This window comes from Methanoregula sp., from assembly GCF_049510175.1.
In the GTDB taxonomy this organism is placed as follows: Archaea; Halobacteriota; Methanomicrobia; order Methanomicrobiales; family Methanospirillaceae; genus Methanoregula.
The window spans coordinates 20,125-41,233 of the sequence record NZ_JBEKZF010000010.1; the positions used below are offsets into that span (position 1 = coordinate 20,125).

Consider the following 21,109-nt stretch of genomic DNA (forward strand, 5'->3'; position numbering starts at 1 on the left):
AATGGGAGACAAGGTGCGGTTCACGTCATCGCGGAAACTGGATCACCTGCGCATCTGCGCAGAGGAGCCGGTCGAGCGCGGGGACGCCGGGTTTGGCGATATCAGGTTCGTGCACAATGCCCTGCCGGAATGCGACATGGGCAGGATCGACCTCTCCGCCCGGTTCCTGGACCACGTGTTCTCCTCCCCCCTCTTCATATCGGCGATGACCGGGGGTCATCCCGGAACAAAGGACGTGAATGCCCGGCTTGCCCGGGCTGCTGAGCGCTTCGGTCTCGGAATGGGGGTGGGCTCCCAGCGGGCTGCCCTCGAGAACCCTGACCTTGCGGACACGTTTGCCGTAGTCCGCGACGAAGCGCCCCACGCGTTCCTCGTGGCAAACCTTGGCGTCGTCCAGCTCCGCGACCACGGTACTGAATGGGCGGAGCGTGCGGTCGGGATGATCGGGGCGGATGCCCTTGCCATCCACTTAAACTTCCTGCAGGAGGCAATCCAGCCGGAAGGCGACCACAACGCGGTCGGGTGCTTTGGTGCGATCGAGGAACTCTGTCGTGATTTCAAGACCCCGGTGATCGTCAAGGAGACGGGCTGTGGGATCTCTGCGGCCACGGCACGGAAGTGCTGGGGTGCGGGAGTCCGGGCGATCGACATCGGCGGCTGGGGCGGGACGTCCTGGGCCGCGGTCGAGAGCGTGAGAGCTGACAAAAGCCCCCATGCGAAGGACCGGGTACTCAAAGCCCTCGGGCAGGACCTTTCCGGCTGGGGCATACCCACCGTGGTCAGCCTTGCCGAGGTGCTCGCGACCGGCGGACCGGTCATTGCCTCCGGTGGTGTCCGGACCGGTCTCGATGTTGCAAAAGGGCTGGCATTCGGGGCGGATCTCTGCGGCATGGCGCTCCCGCTCCTGAAACCGGCGATGGAGAGCGACGAGGCTCTCGCCAGTACGATCGATGCAATCCACCGGGAACTGACCGTTGCCATGTTCCTGACCGGGTCGGCGGGAATTGCCGGCCTCAGGAGGGCACCGGTCTCCATCACGGGCCGCACGCGCCAGCAGATCGACAAGGACAACCCGGCGCGGATCAGAACGTAAACAGAACGGGAATTTTTAACAGAATACCCGCAACAAACACACAGGAGATACAACATGGATATTGAGATTATTGCAGTGGGCGGATACGACGAGGTCGGGCGAAATATGACCGCTGTCCGCTGCGGAAAGGAAATTGTCATATTTGACATGGGGCTCCGTCTGGACCAGGTAATGATCCACGAGGACGCGGAGATTGAGAATATGCACTCCCTTGATCTGATCAAGATCAAGGCGATTCCGGATGACACGATGATGAACTCGGTCGAGGGGACCGTCAAGGCGATTGTCTGTTCGCACGGGCATCTCGACCACATCGGGGCAATCCCGAAACTGGCGCACCGGTACAATGCACCGATCATCTCCACGCCTTATACAACAGAACTGATCCGGCAGCAGATCTCAGGCGAACAGAAGTTCGGTGTGAACAATAAGCTTTTTGCGCTCAAATCGGGTCAGCGGTTCACGCTCTCCCAGAACCTGATCTTAGAGTTTGTCCGCACCCAGCACTCGATCATCGATACGGTGACGCCGGTCCTCCACACCCCGCACGGCGCAATCGTCTACGCGCTGGACTTCAAGTTCGACCGGACCCCGGTCATTGGCGAGCCCCCGGATTTCGCCCGGTTCCGCCAGATCGGGAAGGAAGGCGTGCTTGCCCTGATCGTAGAGAGCACAAATATCGACCGCCTCGGGCGGTGCCCGAGTGAACGGATCGCAAAGGATCTGGTCCGGGATACGATCACGAGCTACGAGGATGACAAGAATGCGATCATTGTCTCGACCTTCTCGTCGCATATCTCCCGGGTCAAGACGATCGCGGAGTGCGCCCACGAGATCGGGAGGAAACCGGTACTCCTTGGCCGCTCGATGGAAAAATACGCCGTCACTGCCGAGCAGATGAAGCTCGTTTCGTTCCCGGAGACCACGAGTGTCTTTGGGAACCGGCGGACAGTCGACCGCACCCTGCGCAGGATGATGAAGGCCGGAAAAGACAAGTTCCTGCCCATCGTCACCGGTCACCAGGGCGAACCCGGTTCGATCCTTACCCGTCTTGCACTGGGCGATACCCCCTACCAGCTCGCGAAGGGCGATAAGGTCATCTTCTCGGCGACCGTGATCCCGAATCCCTTGAACTACGGCCAGCGGTACATGGTGGAAGCACGGCTCGGTCTCTCCGGCGTCCGGCTCTTTGAGGACCTGCACGTGAGCGGCCACGCGTACCGGGAGGATCACTATGAACTGATCCACCTCCTCAACCCCCAGCACATCATACCTGCCCACGGGAGCATGAAGATGACAGCATCCTATACCCAGTTTGCCGGCGAGCTGGGATACACGGCTCCTTCCACCGTCCACCTGATGGGGAACGGGCAGCGGCTCAAGCTCAATTAAAAGAGGAACACCTATGTCGGAACTTTCACCGTATCTGAACTCGGTCGCAAAACAGATCGATCGCATGATCGACCGTTATTATGTCGATAGGGCTGGTGAACTGAACAAGGCCTCCGCCCACCTCCTTGCAGCAGGAGGCAAGCGCCTCCGACCCGCCGTCGTCATGCTTGCAGCAGATGCGGTGAAACCCGGGAGCTCGGACGATCTTATGCAGGCAGCCCTTGCGCTCGAGGTGACGCATACCTTCACGCTCATCCATGACGATATCATGGACGACGACAGCCTCCGTCGCGGGGTGCAGACCGTGCACACGAAGTGGGACATGCCCACCGGCATCCTTGCCGGTGATGTGCTGTATGCCCGTGCCTTCGAGCACATCTGTCTCGTGGATGCAAAGGACGAGGCAAAAGTCCGTGCCGTAAAGATTCTGGCGAAAGCGTGCGCCGATATCTGTGAAGGCCAGCATATGGATATGTCCTTTGAGCACCGCACGGATGTATCGGAAGGGGAATACATGGAGATGGTGAGGAAGAAGACCGGCGTCCTCTACGCGGCAGCTGCAGGTATCGGTGCGGTCCTTGCCGGTGGGAATACCGTTCAGGTGAAGGCGCTCTACAACTTCGGGCTCAACACCGGCATCGCATTCCAGATCCAGGACGACTTAATCGACCTCCTGACTCCTTCAGAAAAGAGCGGGAAGGACCAGGCTTCCGATCTCCGTGAAGGCAAGCAGACGATCATCATGATCAAGGCGCGGGAGAAGGGCCTCGACCTGCAGAAGTACCGGCGTGACCTTTCCGCCGCCGATATCAACGAGTCGATCCGGGAACTGACCGCCGCAGGGGTAATTGACGAGGTGAAGAAAATTGCGACAGACCTGGTTGCCGACAGCAACAAGCACCTCTCGATCCTCCCTGACTCAAAGGAGCGGCAGCTTCTGATGGACATCGGCGAATTTTTCGTGACCCGGAGTTCATAGGATGGCAGGGGACGATCCGAAAGAACTTCTCTTTCTGTGTGCACTTCAGAATGCGGTGAAGCATGGCGGCGTGCCGCAGGCAGGCGCTGTTATTGGCATGGTGATGGGCGCCCACCCGGAACTCCGGAGCAGGGCAAAGGAAGTCTCGGCCCTTGCGCGGGACGCGATTGCCGATGTGGCTAAACTCTCCCTGGAGGAACGGATCACGACTCTCCAGTCCCGGGCACCGGAGATGTTTGCTGCACTTTCGGAGAAACACGAGCACAAGAAGGTGCTCCCCGAGCTCGAGGGAGCGGAACACGGCGTCGTCATGCGGTTTGCCCCCAACCCATCGGGCCCGCTCCATATCGGGCACGCCAGGGCGGCAGCGCTCAACGATGCCTACGTCAAGCAGTATGGCGGACGGTACATCCTCCGCATCGAGGATACCGACCCGAAGCGCGTGGACCCCGAGGCGTACGCGACCGTTCAGGAGGACATCAGGTGGCTAGGTCTCGATATCACCGAGGTCGTCACCCAGAGTGACCGCCTCCCTCTCTACTACGACCTCTGCAAGCAACTGATCGAACGGGGCGGGGCGTATGTCTGCACCTGTGACAATGAGCACTTCAAGGAACTCAAACAGAACAAGATCGCCTGCCCCTGCCGTGACCAAGCGGTGGCAAAGAACCTCGAGCTCTGGCAGAAGATGCTCGACCACGGCTTTAAGGAAGGAGAGGCCACGGTCCGGATCAGGACTGATCTCAACCACCCGGACCCGGCCATGCGGGACTTTCCCGCATTTCGGATCCTTGACGCTCCTCCGCACCCGAAGGTGAAGGCGCACGTGTACCCGCTGATGAACTTCTCCGTTGTGGCCGACGACCACCTGCTCGGCGTCACGCACGTGATCCGGGGCAAGGACCACATCGCGAATACCCGCCGTCAGCGCTACATCTACGACCACTTCGGCTGGAAGGTGCCGGTCTACCGGCACTACGGCCGGATGGGGATCGAGGGGGTAGTCCTCTCCACCTCCCAGATGCGCCTCGGTATCAAGGAGGGGACGTATACCGGCTGGGACGACATCCGTCTCGGTACACTTCGTGCCCTTGCCCGCCGGGGGATCCGGCCCGAGGCCGTGAAGAATGCGATGATCGCGATCGGTATCGGCGATGTCGACATCTCCTTCTCGTGGGACAACCTCTACGCGGAGAACAGGAAGCTTGTCGACCCGGTAGCGAACCGCTACTTCTTCGTGCCGGACCCATTGACCCTTGTTGTCCATGCCGCCCCGCAGCTGACAACCCATGCGCTGCTCCATCCTGCTGATGAGACCCGGGGTGTCCGGACGCTCGCATTCACCGGCGCCGTCTCCGTCCCCTCAGCGGAGTTCGAGCGAAAAGACCGGGCCATGATCCGGCTCAAAGACCTGTTCAATGTCACGGCGGAGTACGACCATGGCAGGCCGCATGTGACCTATGCAGGGAATTCCCTAGCGGATGCCCGGGCGGCAAAAGCCCCGATTATCCAGTGGCTGCCCGTTGCTGGCCAGATCCCCTGCACGCTGCGCACGCAGGAAGGAGATATTGCCGGCGCCTGCGAGCCTGCTGTTGCCAGCGAGCTAGGAAAAGTCGTCCAGTTCGAACGGGTCGGATTTGCGAAGATCGATGCGGTTTCCGAAGAAGGCGTCGTGGCGTACTGGACGCACAAGTGAAAATTTTTACCGGTTTTCTGATGAATGTGTCCGATGGAATTAACACAAATTCACAAATATTCAGCCATCTCCACGTCCGTAGGGGGAAGGTCATTCAATTAACCCCCCCTTGTGCCACCAGCCCCCCAAGGGGGGCGGGGCACAATGCGATAACGCCGGAACTGGTAATGCCCGTGTCATCGTAAAGCGCAGGGGCGGTCCGGGGGGACAGGCACTGTTCCCTCCGAAAAATATGACGTTGCCACAAAAAAATGTGCGAAGATTGCCGGAAAAACTCTCTCGTTACCCTATTCCGTCCGGACCAGCTGCTCCACCGCCGCGATCCAGACCGCCCTTGCCTCGTCCGTATCCATGCCGATCATGACATCCATGAGGAGGCCGTTGGCCAGTGCATCGCAGGCAAGCGCGAGGACCCGGGGATCCACGTGTCGCGAAACAAGGCCGGTCTCCTGCTGGCGGGTGATGAAGTGCTCGATCACCCGAATATCTTCGATCCGGTCCTGCGTGAGCACTGTACGCAGGTGTTCGTTCCTGGCTGCGAGGAGCAGCATTTCGGAGTACATCCCGTTGAACCTCGGCACGTAGCGCAGCAGCGCATCGAAGAGGGCGGCGCTGCCGTCCCGGATATTCCGGCCCGCGTAGGAACGTTCAAGTGTCCCCTTGAACTTCTGCCGTGCCTGTTCAGCAACTGCGGCAAAGAGGTCCTCCTTGCCCGGGAAGTACTGGTACAGCGTCGGCTTGGTGACGCCGAGACTCATCGCGATCTCGCCCATCGTGGTGCCGTGGTAACCCCTCTCGAGAAAGAGGGTGAACGCAGCCTCGACGATCTTCCGCTTCACCTCTTCCCGGTATTCCTGGATGATGCGTGGCATAAGTGTTCAGAACGTTCCTGCGCGTGCGGCAAAAAACAATGCCGGTTCACAGCTCCTACTATTGGTATTGATAAGTTACTCACGGTAAATTTTATACCTGTTGGTATTGCACCTGTGTACAAGAACAACCGGCCGAGAAAGAACTCCTCGCGAACTGCGATATCACTCTCTTCCAGGCCGACCGTCCTGACGCCCTGGAGATCACCTGCCTGATCAGGCAGGGTGCCGGTTCAATATCGCTGGAGATCGTATGAATGAATACAGAGACAACCGGAATGAAATTATGAGAATCTTCATTACGATTATCGCATTAGCCCTCCTGTTTGGCGTGGCGGTACTGCTGGTGCCCCCGGTCCATGCAGACGATACACCGACCGTGACGGTGAGTGATTATAAGATATCCCCTTCGGTGCTCCTGCCCGACAGCGCCGGGACGATCACGATCACGGTCAAGAATACTGCAAACAGCGCCTCGGTGAGCGAGAAGACCGGGAAGCTGGCACCGGATGACTATTCCATGATCACGACAACGGACATTAATGTCAACATCGAGCACATCCATCTCGAGGGAAACGGGCTCACCGTCCAGACCAAAGACTTTGACAGCGTCGGGGCGATAGGTCCCGGCCAGTCCATTCCCATCACTTTCTCGATACAGGCCCCCGATACGAGCGGGATATATTATCCTGAAGTCTGGATCGACACAACCGGCGGGCGGAGCATAAAATATCCAATCCCCGTCAACGTCAACACCGCGATGGGCATCCAGAAACAGGCGATCCTGATCATGGACAGCTCTCTCACCGGCAGTGTCAACCCCGGCGAGGAGGTTCCCGTGACCCTGACGGTCAGCAACGCGGGGCAGCTCCTTGCGGACGATGTCACCATCAGCATCGGCAACGTGAGCGGAAGCGTGGCCCCGAAGACGAGCGATCTCTACCATCTCGGGACGATCGGCCCCGGCGGGCAGAAGACCCTTGACCTTGTCCTGCTCTCTGACAAATCGACGAACCCCGGACTCGTCCGTGTCCCGGTGACGATCAGGTACAATTCCATTGACGGCACCCCTACCATGCAGGTAACGGGCATCGACGTGATGATGAAGGGCAAGGCAGAACTGGGCTTCGTCTCGGTGGACACGAGCCCTGCCCGGCTCATCGAGAGCAAGCCGTTTGACCTCACGATCCGGATCGAGAACACCGGGACGGGCGACGCAAAACAGGTCTCGGCCACGGTCAACCTCCCGACCGAAGGGACAAAAGAGGCGTTCATCGGCAAGATCACGCCGGGCAACGATGCCCCGGCACTCTTCCTCCTCGAGGGGATGAAAGGCGGCGACTACCCGTACAACCTGACGATCTCCTATACGGACGACATGGGGGCCCATACGTTCACACGCCAGATGAACATGCGGGTATCCCCTACTGACAATTCCGGGAATCTCGTCCTCATGCTCATCATCCTTGCTATTCTCGGATTCCTCGCGTACCGGTACTGGTACCTGCCTTCAAAGAAAGGGGACGGAACCCTCCCATGGGTAAAAAAGAACTGAAGGTCGCGTTCCTGCTCGCCCTTCGGTCGCTCCAGCGGGGGGGCAGGTCGAGCGTGATCCTGACCATCCTGATCATCGGGATGTGCTTCACCAACATGATCTTCCTGCCCTCCCTGTTCAACGGGATCGAGCAGAGCATAACGAAGCAACTCGTGGACTACGAGGTCGGGAACGTGCTTGTCAGCCCCAAGTCGGGCGACCAGTACGTCACCGATCTTGACGCAACGCTTTCCCTGATCAACGGCATGCCCGGCGTGGAACGGGCTACTCCCCATTATACCGAGGGGGCGACCTTCACTTACCGCAAGCGTGTTCTCGGGGTATCGGTGCGGGCGATCATGCCCGATGACGAGAAATACGTCTCCCCCCTGTACACCAAGATGATTGCCGGCAGTTACCTTGGCGAAAGCGACACGGGCGAGATCATCATCGGGAAACCTGTGGCAGGTGACCCAACCATCCGTGAGGAGGACGAGTTTCAGCCATCGCTTGGTGGGGTCCGGGTCGGGGACTCGGTCACGGTCGCGTACGCAAACGGCTACACGAGGGACTACCGGGTGAAGGGCATATATTCCACCGGCTGGAGCCAGGCAGACAGTGCCGCGTATGTCTCCTGGACTGATATGCAGCAGGTCATTGGACAACCGCTTGACAAGGCGCATGACATCACGGTCAAGGCAAAGCCCGGTTACTCCGAGACCTTCGTCAAGAACGAGCTGATCCAGTACGGGGTGGCGGACAAGGTCCAGACCACCGGTGACCTGCTCTCCAAGGTTCTGGGTACGGCGTTCCAGAGCTTTGCGATCATCAACATGGTCTCCCTCATCGTGAGCATTATCATCACGACGGTCGTCCTCTTCATCGTCATCACGATCAAGACTCTCAACAGCCGCCGGCAGATCGGGATCCTCAAGGCAATCGGCGTGGACAAGGAGGTGATCATGCACAATTACGGGTTCCAGGTCATCATCCTTGCGATATTCGGGATTATTCTCGGGATCATTGTCACCCTGCTGCTCGCTGTATATATGTCGATTCACCCGGTCACGACCCCCGCATGGTCGGCAACCCTGTACCTGACACCTATGGATCTCCTTATGAATTCCCTGATCCTCTTTGCCGCCGCCATCGTTGCCGGCTACGTCCCGGCCTACCAGGTGTCGCGCGAGGATATCCAGACTGCTATGAGGGCCTGATGGCATGATCGCGATCGAGGATTTACGGAAAATCTACCGTATGGGAAATGTTGAAGTCAGGGCTCTTGACGGCGTGACGCTCGATATTGAAAAAGGGGAGTTTCTCGGTATCATGGGACCGAGCGGGAGCGGCAAGACCACGCTCCTGCACATGCTGGGGCTCCTGGATGAACCCACATCCGGCAGGATCGTGGTTGACGGGATCGATGTGGGCATCCTCAATGATTACGAGAGGACCATGTTCCGGCTCTACAAACTCGGGTACGTCTTCCAGGACTACGCGCTGGTCCCCGATCTCACGGTGATGGAGAATATCTCCGTGCCGGCAATGCTCCGGAAGGACCGGACCGAAGAGCAGTACCGCAGGGACAGTCATGAAATCCTGCAGAAGACCGGCCTCTGGGACCGGCGGGACCACCTCCCGAGAGAACTCTCCGGCGGCCAGCAGCAGCGGGTCTCGATTGCCCGGGCGATAGTGAACAAGCCGGACATCCTCTTTGCTGACGAGCCGTGCGCGAACCTCGACACGGAGAACTCGCGGATGGTGCTCGATCTTTTCCGGGAGATCAACGAGGAGATGAAGCAGACGATCGTGATGGTCTCCCACGAGGACTGGCACAAGGACTACTTCCACCGGATCATCCATCTCCAGGACGGGAAGGTGGTAAGCGACGGCAAGAACGGGACAAAACAATCCTGATCGGGCGGTGCAGCATCCCGAACTTTTTTTCAATCCGGTTCACAATACCTGAGTACCTGATTCTGCCATGGACGAGATCCCGATCGAAAAAGTTATCCGTTCGCGCCGCCGGACCGTCTCGCTCGAAGTGACCCCGCACGCGACCCTGATCGTCAGGGCTCCCCACCGTGCCCCGGCCAGCTTTATTGAGGAGATGATCGGCGAGAAACGGTCGTGGATCCTTCGGAAGATGGAGGAGATGCGGCAGCGCCCGGCACTGTTTGTCCACGAGTACATGGAGGGTGAACTGTTCTTTTTTCTCGGCCGTTCGTACCCCTTGCATATCGTGGATGACGGAGGGTCGGCTATTGAACGCACCGACCGGTTGTGCATTTCCCGGACGCTCCTGCCCGACATCCGGAACCGGCTGAAACTCTGGTACATGCAGGAAGCCCATAAAGAGATCCACGCCCGGTGCATGTGGTTCTCGATGAAAACGGGGCATACCCCGGCATCCATCCGCATCACCGACGCGAGACAGCGGTGGGGCTCCTGCACCCACAAGGGCGGGCTCAACTTCAGCTGGCGGCTCGTCCAGGCCCCGCCGGAGATCGTGGATTACGTGGTCGTCCACGAGATCGTCCATATCAGTCAGCACGACCATTCGAGGAAGTTCTGGGCAAAGGTGAAGGAGATCATGCCGGACTACGAGCGGAGAAGAGAGTGGCTCCGGGAGAATGAGCGGCTGCTGAGGATATAGAGAAATAAATCCGGTATGGAATAAGAGTTGACATGAGGGTAAGAGTGGGGACAGTGCCTGTCCCCTCCCCCGCCCACCCCTGCGCTGTGCGATAGTGCCGTATTACCTGTTTCGGGTACTATCACACTGTGCCCGGTCCCCCAACGGGGGACTGGTGGCACAAGAGGGGGGGATGAGTACGAATTATTTTCGGAAAAATACCAAAGCGCATCTGTAGATTTCTCACGGAACCCCCTCATCCCACTCCCCCCGTTCCGGCAGCAGCTGTATCCGTCCCATCCAGCGTTCGGGGTCTTCGATGGGGACAAACCCGCATTTCCCGTACACCCCATGGGCATCGCTCGTCTTCAGCAGCCACTGATATACATCCTTGAGGTCGGAATGCGTCACCGTGAACCGCACCATCGCCAGCCCGATCCCCCGGTGGAGGCAGTCTTCCGCAACGATTACGTCAAGGAGATATGCGAACCGTGTCTTGTCGGAGATGACCCGGCAGAACCCGACCTGCCGCCCGGCGTCGTCGTATACTCCCACAACGAGCGCCGAGTTCCGTATTCCTTTTTCGATCTCGTTCTTCGAAATGCCGGGACTCCAGTAGGTCTTCGATAGCATGCCCTGGATATCGTCTATCCGGAGTCGAGCGGGGTCCGCTGAAATCTCGGTGTTCATGGTACCTTGCTGACCAGTCTTGCCCCGAGTTCGTATGCCTTCCGGCAGTCTTCGGGAAACTGTTTATCGTGCCGATTTTTCTTCTCCTCCGGGTTGAATGCCGTCGAGACATATTTCGAATAATCGTGAAACTGGCAGGTGTCGGTGACAAAAAGCGACTCGCACGACCCGAAGATCCTCTCCATTGCCTGCTCTGTCCCCTGGGCGTTCCGGTCAAAACCTCTCTCCTTCACGGCCTGCTCGGGAGCTCCAGCCGTGTAGATGAAGCCGGTCCGGATCTTCCTGCCAAAGAGCGTGGACCGCTCCGGGTCGTAGACTGAGTACGGGAACATCAGCCGTTCGAGAAAGGATCGCGACTCTCCCGTCGTAATCCCGTAATAGATCGGGGAGCCGATGAGGATCGCATCGGCTGCCTCGACCGCTTTGAACACCGGTGTGAGATCATCCTTCTGTGCGCAATGCCCGTAGCTTTTCCCGCCGATCCGTTTGCAGGAGAAGCAGCTGATGCACCCCTTGTAATTCAGATCATACAAGTGGAAAAGTCTGGTTTTCGCCCCCTCGGATTCAGCACCCTGCAGCGCATGCTCAAGGAGCGTTGCGGTGTTCCATTTTTTCCGGGGGCTTCCATTGAATGCGAGGAGTTTCATAGATTTTTTTGGGGAGCAGGGAATAAAAATGTGAGGGGGTGTCTCTTACAGGATGGCCAAAACACTCCCTTATCTCTTCAGCCGTCCAATATACTACGATGAACTCATTTTATATATGTCCGGAATCTCCCGGTGATTTTCCCGCAATTTACGAGGTGAACCGCCAGGCATTCGGACAGGACGGTGAGGCCCGGCTGGTGAATGCCCTGCGGGAAGACGGGGACTATGATCCCGAACTCTCGCTTGTTGCCGTCCATGACGGCAGGATCATCGGCCATATCCTTTTCCCCCCGATCAATATCGTTTCAGACACGGCTACAACCCCCGCGCTCGCCCTTGCCCCGCTTTCGGTCCACCAGGATTACCAGTGCCGGGGAATCGGGGCAGCCCTTGTGCAGGAAGGGCTCAGTGAGTGCCGAAGGCTCGGTCACCATATCGTCATCGTGGTCGGCCACCCGGGATATTACCCCCGGTTCGGTTTCACCCTTGCCTGTGACAGGGATATCCATGCACCGTTCCCCTGCCCGGATGAAGCGTTCATGGCGCTCGGACTTTCTACCCATGCGCTGGACGGAATTTCCGGGACGGTCCGGTACCCTCTCGCATTTGATGCGGTGGGCGCCCATACCTCTTAGCGGTAACCCGTCTCCCTCACTTTTTCCCCGCCGTCGCGAGGTAGATCAGGAACTGGTTCTCCCCATCGATCCCGAGCAGTTCGTTCATTGCATCGTCATCGAATGCCGCAATCGCACAGACCCCGCACCCCACGGCTTCAGCGGCAAGGTACAGGTTCTGGCAGACGTGCCCCGCATCGAGGTGGAGATCGCGGTAGCCCCGCTCGCCGTACCGCCACGTCATCCGGTACGGGACTGCGGTCCAGAGAAAGACCACACCGCTCCGGAGAATGAACTGCTGGTCGAAGCAGGCTCCTGTGATCCGGTGGGGGAGGGTGGGGTCGGTGTCAATCTGCTGGAGCCGGTGCGACAGCGCGAGGTACCGGTACAGCCCCGGTGTCAGCCCCTCCACGTCATTGATAAGCAGGGACGTTTCGAAGGCGTGGCGGGCGCCGGCAGAGGGGACCGTGCGGAACGTGACCTGCGGCCCGTGGATCTGTTTTACGCCCTGTGTGCACCAGAGAAGGAACGAGAGCTCGTCCAGTGTCATGGGTTCGTGGGCATACATCCGGATGCTCTGGCGTTGTCCGATCGCAATCCGGAGACTGAGGGGAGGAATGTCAAGGAATGCCGGCCGTGGGAGATCGATGACCGGCTTTTCCGGGTCAGCCGGTATCTCCAGCGGGGGCTGGGGGAGTCCCTTCTGCTGGTCGCTCCTGCCGATATACCGGTATTTGGTCTTCTCCATGAATTCCTGCCCGGTACCGGGATCAGCTGTTGCGGGGAATTTCATACCATCACCTCATCTACGTCCATGTGTGTCGCCCGGCAGTTCAGGGTATCGGTGCGGGCAGATTATACCGTACAGCATTATACCCTCAATCGGCCAACCTGAGTATACGACATGGCGACCGGTTCCCATCTCCCTGCTGGCGACGACCTGATCGGCTATCTGCAGACCTGCACGTCACCATCCGGTCTTCCCGTGCAGGCAGACACGGTGACCATCGGGATCCGGAGCGTCAGTAAGTATACGGGGGAGTTCTGGACCTCCCGCCAGCGGCAGGGAGGATCGATCCACGAGATCTCCTATCGGGCGTGCTTTAAGCCCCAGCTCCCCCGCTTCTTTATCAGCCTCCTGACCCGGAAAGGGGATGTGGTGTACGATCCCTTCAGCGGGCGGGGAACGACAGTCATCGAGGCCGGCATCTTGGGCAGGAACGTGATTGCAAATGACGCAAATCCCCTGTCCCGGATCATGACCGAGCCCCGGTTCTTCCCCCCGGACATTGCCGCGGTGGAAAAACGGCTTCTTGCAATCCCACGGCACGGTGGAAAAGCGGACCTCGACCTCTCCATGTTCTATCATCCTGACACCGAACAGGAGATCGTGGCCTTGCGGGAGTATCTTCTCGCCCGGAAAAGTGCACACCGGGATGACAGGATCGACCGCTGGATCGCGATGGTCGCAACCAACCGCCTGACCGGCCATTCAAAGGGCTTCTTCTCGGTCTACACGCTTCCCCCCAACCAGGCAGTCTCGCCGCAGAGCCAGCGGAGGATCAACCAAAAGCGCAGCCAGGCCCCGGAATACCGGGATATTCGGCGGATCATCCTCAGCAAGACAAAGAGCCTGCTGGGCACCCTGACCGATGAGGAGAGGAAAAACCTTGCTAAGGCCGGTAAAAAGGCGCTCCTCTTTTCGGAAGATGCGCAGGCGGCCCCGAATATTCCGGATGAATCCGTGCAGCTGACCGTGACCTCGCCACCGTTCCTTGACATCGTGCAGTACCGGGAAGACAACTGGCTCCGGTGCTGGTTCAACGGTCTCGACGAAGATGCGATCGGGAAGCGGATTACCATGGCGCGGACCGTGGAGGAGTGGACGGAGGTCATGGGCCGGGTCTTCCGGGAACTCTTCCGCATCACCAGGCCGGGAGGATATGTCGCGTTCGAGGTGGGTGAGGTGCGCAAGCGGACGATCCGGCTGGAGGAGCACGTTGTCCCCCTTGGCCTTGATGCCGGCTTTTGCTGCGAATGTGTCCTGATCAACCAGCAGGTATTCACCAAGACGTCCAATATCTGGGGCGTGGACAATAACGCCTGCGGCACGAACACCAACCGGATCGTGGTGTTCAGGAAGGACTGAATAGTGGCCCCATGGGCTGTTTGTGCGGTCGGAACAGGAAACAGGAACCGGCAAATCTTGATGTTTAAACAACAATACCTTCTGTTTGCGATACCAGGACTACGAAGGATTTTTTTTGCAGCCGCTGGAAACCGTGCCTGAAAGGAGTGGGAACGCGACAGTTACGATTGTTCGTTTCAACATGACCGTCAACCTTGATGACAGTCCGGGCAGCATCCCTACCTGATCCCGTTCAGATATCCCCCCTTTTTCCGGCATTTACGTGCAACCTGATGGCAGGTGTGACGAAAAAAGCACGCATTAAGTATCACCACATCCAAGTCATACTTATGGTCACCCGTATCGTGCGGTATGCTCAGATCGTGGATATCCTGAGCAAGTATGGTTTTGGCATTGGGCTTGAGAAGCTCTTTCCCGGGCGGATACAGTTCAAGATCCCCGGTTCCGGAAAAACGTCCGAAGACTTAACCATCTACGAACAGATACGGCTCGCCCTCGAAGAGCTTGGTCCGACCTTTGTGAAGTTCGGGCAGATCATGAGCACGAGGACCGAACTGCTGCCTCCGGAGATGATCGAGCAGCTCAAGAAACTGCAGGACCATGCCAAGCCCATCTCCTTCTCAGAAGTCATTGCAGTGATCGAGAAGAACTGCCCGCACTGGGAAGACTGCTTCTGCGACATTGACGAAACCCCGGTGGCATCCGCATCGATCGGCCAGGTGCACAGCGCCTATCTCAAAGACGGCACGAAAGTCGCGCTCAAGATCCAGCGCCCGGGCATACCGGAGCTCATTGAGACGGATATCCTCATCCTCCAGTCCATGGCGGAGCGCATTGAGATGGTGTTACCCGAGACCCGGGTCTACAACCCTACCGGGATGGTCGATGATTTCGCACACCAGATCGTAAAAGAGCTCGACTTTACGCGTGAAGCCCGGAATGTCGACCGGATGGCCCGCAACTTCCAGAACGTCCCGGGCATCCGGTTCCCGAAGATCTACTGGGAGTACTCGACCCCCCATTTCATCGTCATGGAATTCATCGAAGGGGTCCGGATCGACAACCCCGAGGCAATCACGGAGATGGGCGTCAATCCGCACGCAATCGGAGTTCACGGGTTCCATGCCTACCTCAAGATGATCTTCGAGGACGGGTTCTTCCACGGCGACCCCCACCCGGGCAACCTGCTCGTGACCAAGGAAGGGGACATCGTTTTCCTTGATTTTGGGATCGTGGGGATCCTCCGGCCGGAGAAACGCCAGAACTTCATCAACCTGCTCTTTGCGCTGGTGAACGATGATATCGAGCTGATGCTCCGGTCGCTCGAGGGTTTTGGCATCGTGATCGCGGAGGAGGACCGGGAGGCGCTCCGCGATGACCTCTACATCATGATGCACGACTTCTCCGGTGGCGGGGAAGGGGTGTCCCAGCTGAACTTCGGGCTTGTGGTGACCGAGCTGACGGAAACGATGCGGCGCTACCGGCTTAAGGTGCCAATGAACCTGATGCTCCTCTTAAAAGTCTTCATGATGGTTCTCGACATCGGCGTCAGGCTCGACCCGAAGTTCAACTTCGGCACGGAGGTCACCCCTTACCTGACAAAACTCGCCGACACCAACACGTTCTCCGCAGGCTACGTGAAGCGGGCATCCATGGCTCTCCTGGAAGGGGCGGATGCGCTTCTTGACATGCCCCGCAACCTGAACCTGATGCTGCGCCGGCTCTCAACCGGGACCTTCAAGCTGGAGATCGTAGACACCGATATCCAGAAAGTGGAGATGGCGCTCGACAAGGCAAGCGACAAGCTCATGATGGGTCTGGTGGTTGCTTCGCTCGTGGTCGGATCGTCGCTCGTCCTCCAGGTCTCATCAGTTACCCTGCCAAAAGAGGTGTCGTGGCTCGCGATCGCGGGATACACGGCGGCCGTGCTCTGCGGGTTCTACGCGATCTACCACGTGATCTTCCTGAGGTTCCGGATGGAACGGTGAGGATCATTTTTTAATTTCTCATTTCCTTTTCATGAGATCCTGTTCTCATATTCCAACCTTTTCTTTGAGGCCGGATGGAGATCCAGCCCTGAAGAAAGATGAATGAATCTTACAGTTCGCATAAGAGCCATGAATATTTCTGCGAGACCTCCCCACCTCAGGGCCTCTCCGAGGACCGAGTGGTTCATCAGAACCACGAGATTGAGAAGAACCGTTAGGTTCTTCGAGGATTGACGAAGGAGGTCGAGAAACTCGCATGAACTTCGGGGCACGACAGGGCAGGGATTTTTTTAAATTTTCTGGCAGTCACTGATCCGCCTCGGGGGCGCCCCGCGGGTGCGGCGGCGTTCCTCATAATTATGGTGAACCCGTTGGAGTGGCTTCGTCGGTGCGGGATATCCCCCTCGCATCACCTGCCTCCCGGAAGACCAGTACTATTCCGGGCCCGTAAAATGCCCCATTTGCCAATCCGGCGATCTCAGGATTTTCTGCACAGGAACTTATGTCCACGCCTTTGGAAAAGTCAAAGTAAATGGCATATTTTTGAAAAATACGGCAATTTCAGCGGAATCAAACCTGCAAAATAGCGGTCTTCCAGCAGCCCCGTTTTTCCGGCCGTAGTTTAGACCCTGCAAACAAAAGGAGCCCCTGTTTTGTACCAGGGAATCAAACTGTGAAATTATAGGGTCCGGTTAACTGGCGATAGTATGTAACGATTCACCTACGCGCAAAACGCCTGCCGGGTTTTGCACTACCTAGTGCGGTCTCATGCCTCCTCACAATTATCCGCAACGATTCTCCATTTCCGGATTTTTTCAGCAAACGGGACTGCTGCATTTGCCGGGCTCGTTGACGGCAGGATAACAGAAGGCAGCCCCGGCACATCCGCGAACCGGTGGTAGAATCGGGCGGCCGTGCTCCCGTTCAGCGCCACGAGCCGGATGGTCGGGTGCACCCGGACAAAACCGGCGATATCGTTCGGCACCGGATTCAGGATCCGGTTGTCAGCGCTGCCCCGTCGCTCGCAGGTCCGGACCACGTCCCAGAGCGCTATCCCGTGCTGCGTGAGTAGCGCGATACGGTACGGATAGGGAAGACCGGCCGGGACCGCGAAGAGCTCCTCCATGATCGCCCAGAACCGGTTCTTCGGGTTCCCGTAATATTCCTGTTTTTCAAGGGACAGGACACTGGGAAAACTGCCGAGAATGAGCACTTGCGGTTCATTGCCGGTGACCGGGGCAAGGCCCGGGGATTCGCCCGATGAAGAATGGGAAAGACCGGTCATAAACGCAAGAAAAAAATGGAAACGATCAGGATTCCTGCGGTTCTTTGAAATAGAGGTGGCAGTGGCAGTGGCCCATGTTCGCCACCTCCTCTTGGTGGTAGATGCAGGGGCACTCGATTGCCCGGTCCTTCTCCTCGTCCCCGCTCCGGAGCCGGCAGGGGCAGTAGGGCCGCCCGAACTTCCTATTGTTGCGCACAAGGCCCTTAATCACCGTGCCGAGCTGCTTCTCATCCTTATTGAGGGACCAGCCGTGCTTGTGTGCATAGCCTTTTGCCCACTTGAGCATATCCTCTTCGTCCATTGCAGTTTCTGTCATGGTAACCGTTCAGGCAGTGCTGACAGGATACTTTACGCACCCGGCACATTAGATTTTGCGTTTGATCTGCCGGATATCAGTATCGCCCGGCAACTCAGTGCGTCCTTGTTGTTTTTATAATGGTTTTTCCCCGTTTTGCCGTGATCTTCCCTGAGGTTTTCGGCTTTGCCCTCGCAGGTGCAGGTTTCACTGCCGCTTTCCCGGGTTTTCTTGTGATCCGCTGCGCCGCCCGGTTGTAGGTTTCCATCACGTCCCCCTTGTTGAAGCGGTATACGTCCTTGTCGAGCGATTCTCCGGTCGATTTGTCCCAGAGGCGCATCGAGTCCATGCTGATCTCATCGCCAAGGTAGATCGTCCTCCCCCCGCGCCCGAACTCCATCTTGAAGTCCACGAGGGTTATGCCCTGCGAAGCGAGGAGCTTTGCCAGGAGCACGTTTACCCTGAGCGCGTTCGTCTTGATCTTTTTGAGCTCCGCAGGAGTCGCCAGTTTCAGCGCCACGATCAGGTCGTCGTTGAGCATCGGGTCGTGCCGGGAATCGTCCTTGTAATCGATTACGATGACGGGCGGGTTGAGTTTTGTCCCCTCCTTGAAGGGGTAGTTCCTCACGATGGACCCGGCCGCGAAGTTGCGCACGATCACTTCGAGCGGGATCATTTCAAGTTCCCGCACTACCATCCGGCGCGGGTCGAGCATCTTCACGAAATGGGTCTTCACGCCGTTCTTTTCGAGATACCCGAAGATGAAGGCCGAGACTTCCGCATTGTAACTGCCCTTGTTTTTCAGCACGTCCTTTTTTCCGCCATCAAACGCGGTGATGTCGTCGCGGAACTCCATGATCAACTGTCCTTTTGCATCCGTGCGGTACACGGACTTTGCTTTGCCGGTATAGAGGAGGCTCTCCTGCTTCAACGTCCACTGCTCCTTGCCTGTACTGTTTGTGCGAGCCGGTTTATTAGGGGTTGCAAACCGGGATCGAACCAGCCGCGCTCGATGTAGCGCGGGTAGATGCAGAGCCGTTCCACAAGGCTCGCGTCACCAACAATGTTTTTGAGTTCCTCTATCGCCGGCCACGGGTGCTCGGGGTTCACGTAATCGATGGTGAGAGGTGAGACTCCCCCGAGGTCATCGACCCCGCAGCCGATCAGCCGGCCCGCATCGATCAGGTTCGGCGGGATCTGGACCGCGATCTCCGGCTGGAGGATGTCCTTTGCCATCTGGATCGTGGCGCAGATCTCGTCCGTTGCCGGGACCGGGCTCTTCGCGAGCGGGGTGCCCGGCTTCGGGCAGAAGTTCTGGATGATGATCTCCTGGATGTGGCCATAGCGCTTGTGGAGATCGCGGATCGCAAAGAGCGAGTCCTCGCGGTCGGTCATGGTCTCGCCGATCCCGAGGAGCAGGCCCGTGGTAAACGGGATTTTGAGTTTTCCTGCCTCCTCCATCATCGCAAGCCGGACATCCGGCGACTTTCCCTTCGAAGTTGCGTGCGCCGGGATCTCTGCCGTGGTCTCGAGCATCAGCCCCATGCTCGCGTTCACCGGCCGGAGCCGTTCCATCTCCTCGTACGTGAGGATGCCGGCGTTCGTGTGGGGGAGGATTCCGTTCCCGATGGCCTTCCGGCACATTGCCTCGCAATAGTCAAGGATCGTAGCGAACCCGAGAGTGGCGAGCATTTCTGAAAACCCCGGCTCCTCTTCCGGCCGCTCCCCGAACGTAAACAACGCTTCGGTACACCCGAGCGCCGCCCCGTTTCTCAGGGTCTTCTCCACCGTTTTCTGCGCCATAATGCACCCCTCCTGCACCGGTGTCCGGAAGCAGCAGTACCCGCACCGGTTCCGGCAGGCGGTCGTGAGCGGGAGGAAGACATTCCGCGAGAAGGTGATCGTGCGGCGCTGCATGAAAAGAGTTTCTCCTTCGGACTATTGAAAGCTGGTGATGCGAACTGTTCCTTTCTCTCTTGATATGGCCGTCATATGAAAATCATAAATAACCGGGCAGATCATAATTCACTACTCTGTTATACAATCCCGCGATTCATCGCGGGAAACGAAAAGGGGATGTTATCTGTGGAAAATCACCGGGGTGGGGATGTCGGCCGGTGCAGTGGTATCGCCGCCTCTTCACCGGAAGTGGAGAATGCGAAGCTTGCGGCCGAGATCGCGTTCCTGCAGAAGAAACTCCATCTCGTTGGGACTATTACCCGGCACGAAGTCCTCAACCATCTGACCGCGATCGTAGGCTACAATGAGCTGCTGGGTATGATGGTCGAGGATGAAAAACAAAGATCATTCCTCGAGAAGGAGCGGCAGGCGGTTGACAGGATCCGCCGGCAGTTCCAGTTTGCCAAGGATTACGAGAACGTCGCTTCAGAACCTTCCCGCTGGCAGAACGTAAGCAATACCGTGCACCGCGTCACCGAGGAGTTTGATTCCGGGACGATCCGGATCACGGCCCCGACAGGTGACCTGGCAGTCTTTGCCGATCCCCTCTTTGACAGGGCCCTTGTCTACCTGTTCGACAACACCGTACACAATGGCGGCACGGCAACGGAGATCCGCCTCTCCCTGAAGGACGAAGATTCACATGCCCTGCTTATCATTGAAGATAACGGCAAGGGCATTCCCGCTGCGGACAAGGAGAAGATCTTCGAGGGAGGTTATGGCAAAGGTACCATCTGGGGTCTTTTCCTCGCCCGCGAGATCCTTGGGATCACGGGCATCACCATCATCGAGAACGGTGAACCGGGAAAAGGCAGCCGGTTCGTCCTAACGCTACCTGCCGGGACATTCCGCATAGGCAGCGGAGCGTAAATTCCCGTATCGCCATTATGATACATATATTATTTTTCCACAGCACCAGCCATCATTCATGGGATTGGCCATGCATCAACCCCACGGAGCGTCAAGAAGGGCTAAAAACACGGATCATCTACTCTTCTCCATGTGTTCCGGGTCGACTGCAACATACACGTCTACCTCCTTGTTGAGTGGTCGTGCAAACCGCTTGTCATACAGCTCGAAATCGTAGGTGTACGTCCGCGTGAGGTCAGACCCCCAGATGTTTGCCCAGACCGCGAGGATCTCGTCCGGCATCCGGCCATTCACCCGGAAAACAGCATAGGTCTGCGCCGGGATATGGCGGACTTCCATACCCTCCGGCACGGTATCGGCCCGGGTGACTCCGCACCCGAGCAGGTAGGTATAGGGGGCAGTCCAGTTCCTCTC

Annotated in this window: 21 protein-coding genes; 12 read left to right on the forward strand and 9 right to left on the reverse strand. The window is 58.1% G+C overall.

The genetic code is table 11. The features are described from left to right. The first annotated feature begins 1 nt into the window (after nt 1). From fni to ABSG49_RS11210, 4 genes are read left to right on the forward strand one after another with little or no spacing between them, the layout of a single operon-like run. Nucleotides 2–1,093 (forward strand): type 2 isopentenyl-diphosphate Delta-isomerase, encoded by a 1,092-nt coding sequence (gene fni / locus ABSG49_RS11195; protein WP_424026214.1) that lies wholly within the window; start codon nt 2–4, stop codon nt 1,091–1,093. Nucleotides 1,094–1,147: 54 nt separating this feature from the next. After that, the gene (locus ABSG49_RS11200) at nt 1,148–2,485 is read left to right on the forward strand and encodes an RNase J family beta-CASP ribonuclease (RefSeq protein WP_424026215.1); all 1,338 of its coding nucleotides are present in this window, start codon (nt 1,148–1,150) and stop codon (nt 2,483–2,485) included. A 13-nt stretch (nt 2,486–2,498) separates the two neighbouring features. Beyond that, the gene (locus ABSG49_RS11205; protein ID WP_424026216.1) at nt 2,499–3,464 is read left to right on the forward strand and encodes a polyprenyl synthetase family protein; all 966 of its coding nucleotides are present in this window, start codon (nt 2,499–2,501) and stop codon (nt 3,462–3,464) included. A 1-nt stretch (nt 3,465) separates the two neighbouring features. Further along, nucleotides 3,466–5,160, forward strand: coding sequence for a glutamate--tRNA ligase (locus ABSG49_RS11210; RefSeq protein ID WP_424026217.1), 1,695 nt, complete (start codon nt 3,466–3,468; stop codon nt 5,158–5,160). 287 nt (nt 5,161–5,447) lie between these two features. Here ABSG49_RS11210 and ABSG49_RS11215 read toward each other — a convergent pair whose 3' ends face one another. Further along, complete coding sequence (locus tag ABSG49_RS11215; RefSeq protein ID WP_424026218.1) at nt 5,448–6,032, reverse strand: TetR/AcrR family transcriptional regulator; 585 nt, start codon at nt 6,030–6,032, stop codon at nt 5,448–5,450. A gap of 250 nt (nt 6,033–6,282) precedes the next feature. On the opposite strand from ABSG49_RS11215, the gene ABSG49_RS11220 reads away from it, so the two are divergent. From ABSG49_RS11220 to ABSG49_RS11235, 4 genes are all read left to right on the forward strand, one after another. Next, nucleotides 6,283–7,584 (forward strand): COG1361 S-layer family protein, encoded by a 1,302-nt coding sequence (locus tag ABSG49_RS11220; RefSeq protein WP_424026219.1) that lies wholly within the window; start codon nt 6,283–6,285, stop codon nt 7,582–7,584. After that, entirely contained in the window at nt 7,566–8,780 is a 1,215-nt protein-coding gene (locus ABSG49_RS11225; RefSeq protein ID WP_424026220.1) for an ABC transporter permease, read from the forward strand. Before ABSG49_RS11220 ends, ABSG49_RS11225 begins: the two co-directional genes overlap by 19 nt. A gap of 4 nt (nt 8,781–8,784) precedes the next feature. After that, nucleotides 8,785–9,480: an ABC transporter ATP-binding protein gene (locus ABSG49_RS11230; RefSeq protein WP_424026221.1), complete on the forward strand. Its 696-nt coding sequence runs from the start codon at nt 8,785–8,787 to the stop codon at nt 9,478–9,480. A gap of 67 nt (nt 9,481–9,547) precedes the next feature. Continuing rightward, nucleotides 9,548–10,219: a M48 family metallopeptidase gene (locus ABSG49_RS11235; RefSeq protein ID WP_424026222.1), complete on the forward strand. Its 672-nt coding sequence runs from the start codon at nt 9,548–9,550 to the stop codon at nt 10,217–10,219. 222 nt (nt 10,220–10,441) lie between these two features. Here the strand turns inward: ABSG49_RS11235 and ABSG49_RS11240 are convergent, their stop codons facing one another. Both ABSG49_RS11240 and ABSG49_RS11245 read right to left on the reverse strand, forming a co-directional pair. Next, entirely contained in the window at nt 10,442–10,888 is a 447-nt protein-coding gene (locus ABSG49_RS11240) for a GNAT family N-acetyltransferase (protein ID WP_424026223.1), read from the reverse strand. Next, nucleotides 10,885–11,535, reverse strand: coding sequence for a flavodoxin family protein (locus ABSG49_RS11245; protein WP_424026224.1), 651 nt, complete (start codon nt 11,533–11,535; stop codon nt 10,885–10,887). The genes ABSG49_RS11240 and ABSG49_RS11245 overlap by 4 nt, the downstream gene beginning before the upstream one ends. Nucleotides 11,536–11,633: 98 nt before the next feature. Between ABSG49_RS11245 and ABSG49_RS11250 the strand changes: the two genes are divergently transcribed. Then, nucleotides 11,634–12,170: a GNAT family N-acetyltransferase gene (locus tag ABSG49_RS11250; protein WP_424026225.1), complete on the forward strand. Its 537-nt coding sequence runs from the start codon at nt 11,634–11,636 to the stop codon at nt 12,168–12,170. 16 nt (nt 12,171–12,186) lie between these two features. Here ABSG49_RS11250 and ABSG49_RS11255 read toward each other — a convergent pair whose 3' ends face one another. Beyond that, nucleotides 12,187–12,942, reverse strand: coding sequence for a SagB/ThcOx family dehydrogenase (locus ABSG49_RS11255; RefSeq protein WP_424026226.1), 756 nt, complete (start codon nt 12,940–12,942; stop codon nt 12,187–12,189). Between the two features lie 111 nt (nt 12,943–13,053). On the opposite strand from ABSG49_RS11255, the gene ABSG49_RS11260 reads away from it, so the two are divergent. After that, entirely contained in the window at nt 13,054–14,298 is a 1,245-nt protein-coding gene (locus ABSG49_RS11260) for a DNA methyltransferase (RefSeq protein ID WP_424026227.1), read from the forward strand. A gap of 329 nt (nt 14,299–14,627) precedes the next feature. Next, entirely contained in the window at nt 14,628–16,286 is a 1,659-nt protein-coding gene (locus ABSG49_RS11265; RefSeq protein WP_424026228.1) for an ABC1 kinase family protein, read from the forward strand. Nucleotides 16,287–17,052: 766 nt separating this feature from the next. Here ABSG49_RS11265 and ABSG49_RS11270 read toward each other — a convergent pair. From ABSG49_RS11270 to cofG, 4 genes are all read right to left on the reverse strand, one after another. Further along, on the reverse strand, nt 17,053–17,571 hold the full coding sequence (locus tag ABSG49_RS11270; protein ID WP_424026229.1) for a DNA-deoxyinosine glycosylase: 519 nt from the start codon (nt 17,569–17,571) through the stop codon (nt 17,053–17,055). A gap of 25 nt (nt 17,572–17,596) precedes the next feature. Then, nucleotides 17,597–17,887, reverse strand: coding sequence for a ferredoxin-thioredoxin reductase catalytic domain-containing protein (locus ABSG49_RS11275; protein WP_424026230.1), 291 nt, complete (start codon nt 17,885–17,887; stop codon nt 17,597–17,599). Nucleotides 17,888–17,981: 94 nt separating this feature from the next. After that, nucleotides 17,982–18,797 carry a phosphoribosylaminoimidazolesuccinocarboxamide synthase gene (gene purC, locus ABSG49_RS11280; RefSeq protein ID WP_424026231.1) on the reverse strand — a complete coding sequence of 272 codons (816 nt, stop codon included), beginning with the start codon at nt 18,795–18,797 and terminating at the stop codon, nt 17,982–17,984. Next, complete coding sequence (gene cofG, locus ABSG49_RS11285) at nt 18,794–19,783, reverse strand: 7,8-didemethyl-8-hydroxy-5-deazariboflavin synthase CofG (RefSeq protein ID WP_424026232.1); 990 nt, start codon at nt 19,781–19,783, stop codon at nt 18,794–18,796. The genes purC and cofG overlap by 4 nt, the downstream gene beginning before the upstream one ends. Before the next feature lie 159 nt (nt 19,784–19,942). Between cofG and ABSG49_RS11290 the strand changes: the two genes are divergently transcribed. Next, nucleotides 19,943–20,695, forward strand: a complete 753-nt coding sequence (locus ABSG49_RS11290) for a sensor histidine kinase (RefSeq protein WP_424026233.1) — start codon at nt 19,943–19,945, stop codon at nt 20,693–20,695. Nucleotides 20,696–20,809: 114 nt separating this feature from the next. Here the strand turns inward: ABSG49_RS11290 and ABSG49_RS12280 are convergent, their stop codons facing one another. Then, on the reverse strand, nt 20,810–21,046 hold the full coding sequence (locus tag ABSG49_RS12280; RefSeq protein WP_490356193.1) for a GyrI-like domain-containing protein: 237 nt from the start codon (nt 21,044–21,046) through the stop codon (nt 20,810–20,812). Nucleotides 21,047–21,109 lie beyond the last annotated feature (63 nt).

Bases quoted from the DNA above. Each gene is read 5' to 3' on its own strand.
- ABSG49_RS11290 (WP_424026233.1), top strand. From the start codon at position 19,943: ATGTTATCTGTGGAAAATCACCGGGGTGGGGATGTCGGCCGGTGCAGT.
- ABSG49_RS11225 (WP_424026220.1), top strand. From the start codon at position 7,566: ATGGGTAAAAAAGAACTGAAGGTCGCGTTCCTGCTCGCCCTTCGGTCG.
- cofG (WP_424026232.1), bottom strand. From the start codon at position 19,783: ATGCAGCGCCGCACGATCACCTTCTCGCGGAATGTCTTCCTCCCGCTC.
- ABSG49_RS11200 (WP_424026215.1), top strand. From the start codon at position 1,148: ATGGATATTGAGATTATTGCAGTGGGCGGATACGACGAGGTCGGGCGA.
- ABSG49_RS11265 (WP_424026228.1), top strand. From the start codon at position 14,628: ATGGTCACCCGTATCGTGCGGTATGCTCAGATCGTGGATATCCTGAGC.
- ABSG49_RS11220 (WP_424026219.1), top strand. From the start codon at position 6,283: ATGAATGAATACAGAGACAACCGGAATGAAATTATGAGAATCTTCATT.
- ABSG49_RS11275 (WP_424026230.1), bottom strand. From the start codon at position 17,887: ATGACAGAAACTGCAATGGACGAAGAGGATATGCTCAAGTGGGCAAAA.
- ABSG49_RS11205 (WP_424026216.1), top strand. From the start codon at position 2,499: ATGTCGGAACTTTCACCGTATCTGAACTCGGTCGCAAAACAGATCGAT.
- ABSG49_RS11255 (WP_424026226.1), bottom strand. From the start codon at position 12,942: ATGAAATTCCCCGCAACAGCTGATCCCGGTACCGGGCAGGAATTCATG.
- ABSG49_RS11215 (WP_424026218.1), bottom strand. From the start codon at position 6,032: ATGCCACGCATCATCCAGGAATACCGGGAAGAGGTGAAGCGGAAGATC.
- ABSG49_RS11245 (WP_424026224.1), bottom strand. From the start codon at position 11,535: ATGAAACTCCTCGCATTCAATGGAAGCCCCCGGAAAAAATGGAACACC.
- ABSG49_RS11210 (WP_424026217.1), top strand. From the start codon at position 3,466: ATGGCAGGGGACGATCCGAAAGAACTTCTCTTTCTGTGTGCACTTCAG.
- ABSG49_RS11250 (WP_424026225.1), top strand. From the start codon at position 11,634: ATGAACTCATTTTATATATGTCCGGAATCTCCCGGTGATTTTCCCGCA.
- fni (WP_424026214.1), top strand. From the start codon at position 2: ATGGGAGACAAGGTGCGGTTCACGTCATCGCGGAAACTGGATCACCTG.
- ABSG49_RS11270 (WP_424026229.1), bottom strand. From the start codon at position 17,571: ATGACCGGTCTTTCCCATTCTTCATCGGGCGAATCCCCGGGCCTTGCC.
- ABSG49_RS11235 (WP_424026222.1), top strand. From the start codon at position 9,548: ATGGACGAGATCCCGATCGAAAAAGTTATCCGTTCGCGCCGCCGGACC.
- ABSG49_RS11230 (WP_424026221.1), top strand. From the start codon at position 8,785: ATGATCGCGATCGAGGATTTACGGAAAATCTACCGTATGGGAAATGTT.
- ABSG49_RS11260 (WP_424026227.1), top strand. From the start codon at position 13,054: ATGGCGACCGGTTCCCATCTCCCTGCTGGCGACGACCTGATCGGCTAT.
- ABSG49_RS11240 (WP_424026223.1), bottom strand. From the start codon at position 10,888: ATGAACACCGAGATTTCAGCGGACCCCGCTCGACTCCGGATAGACGAT.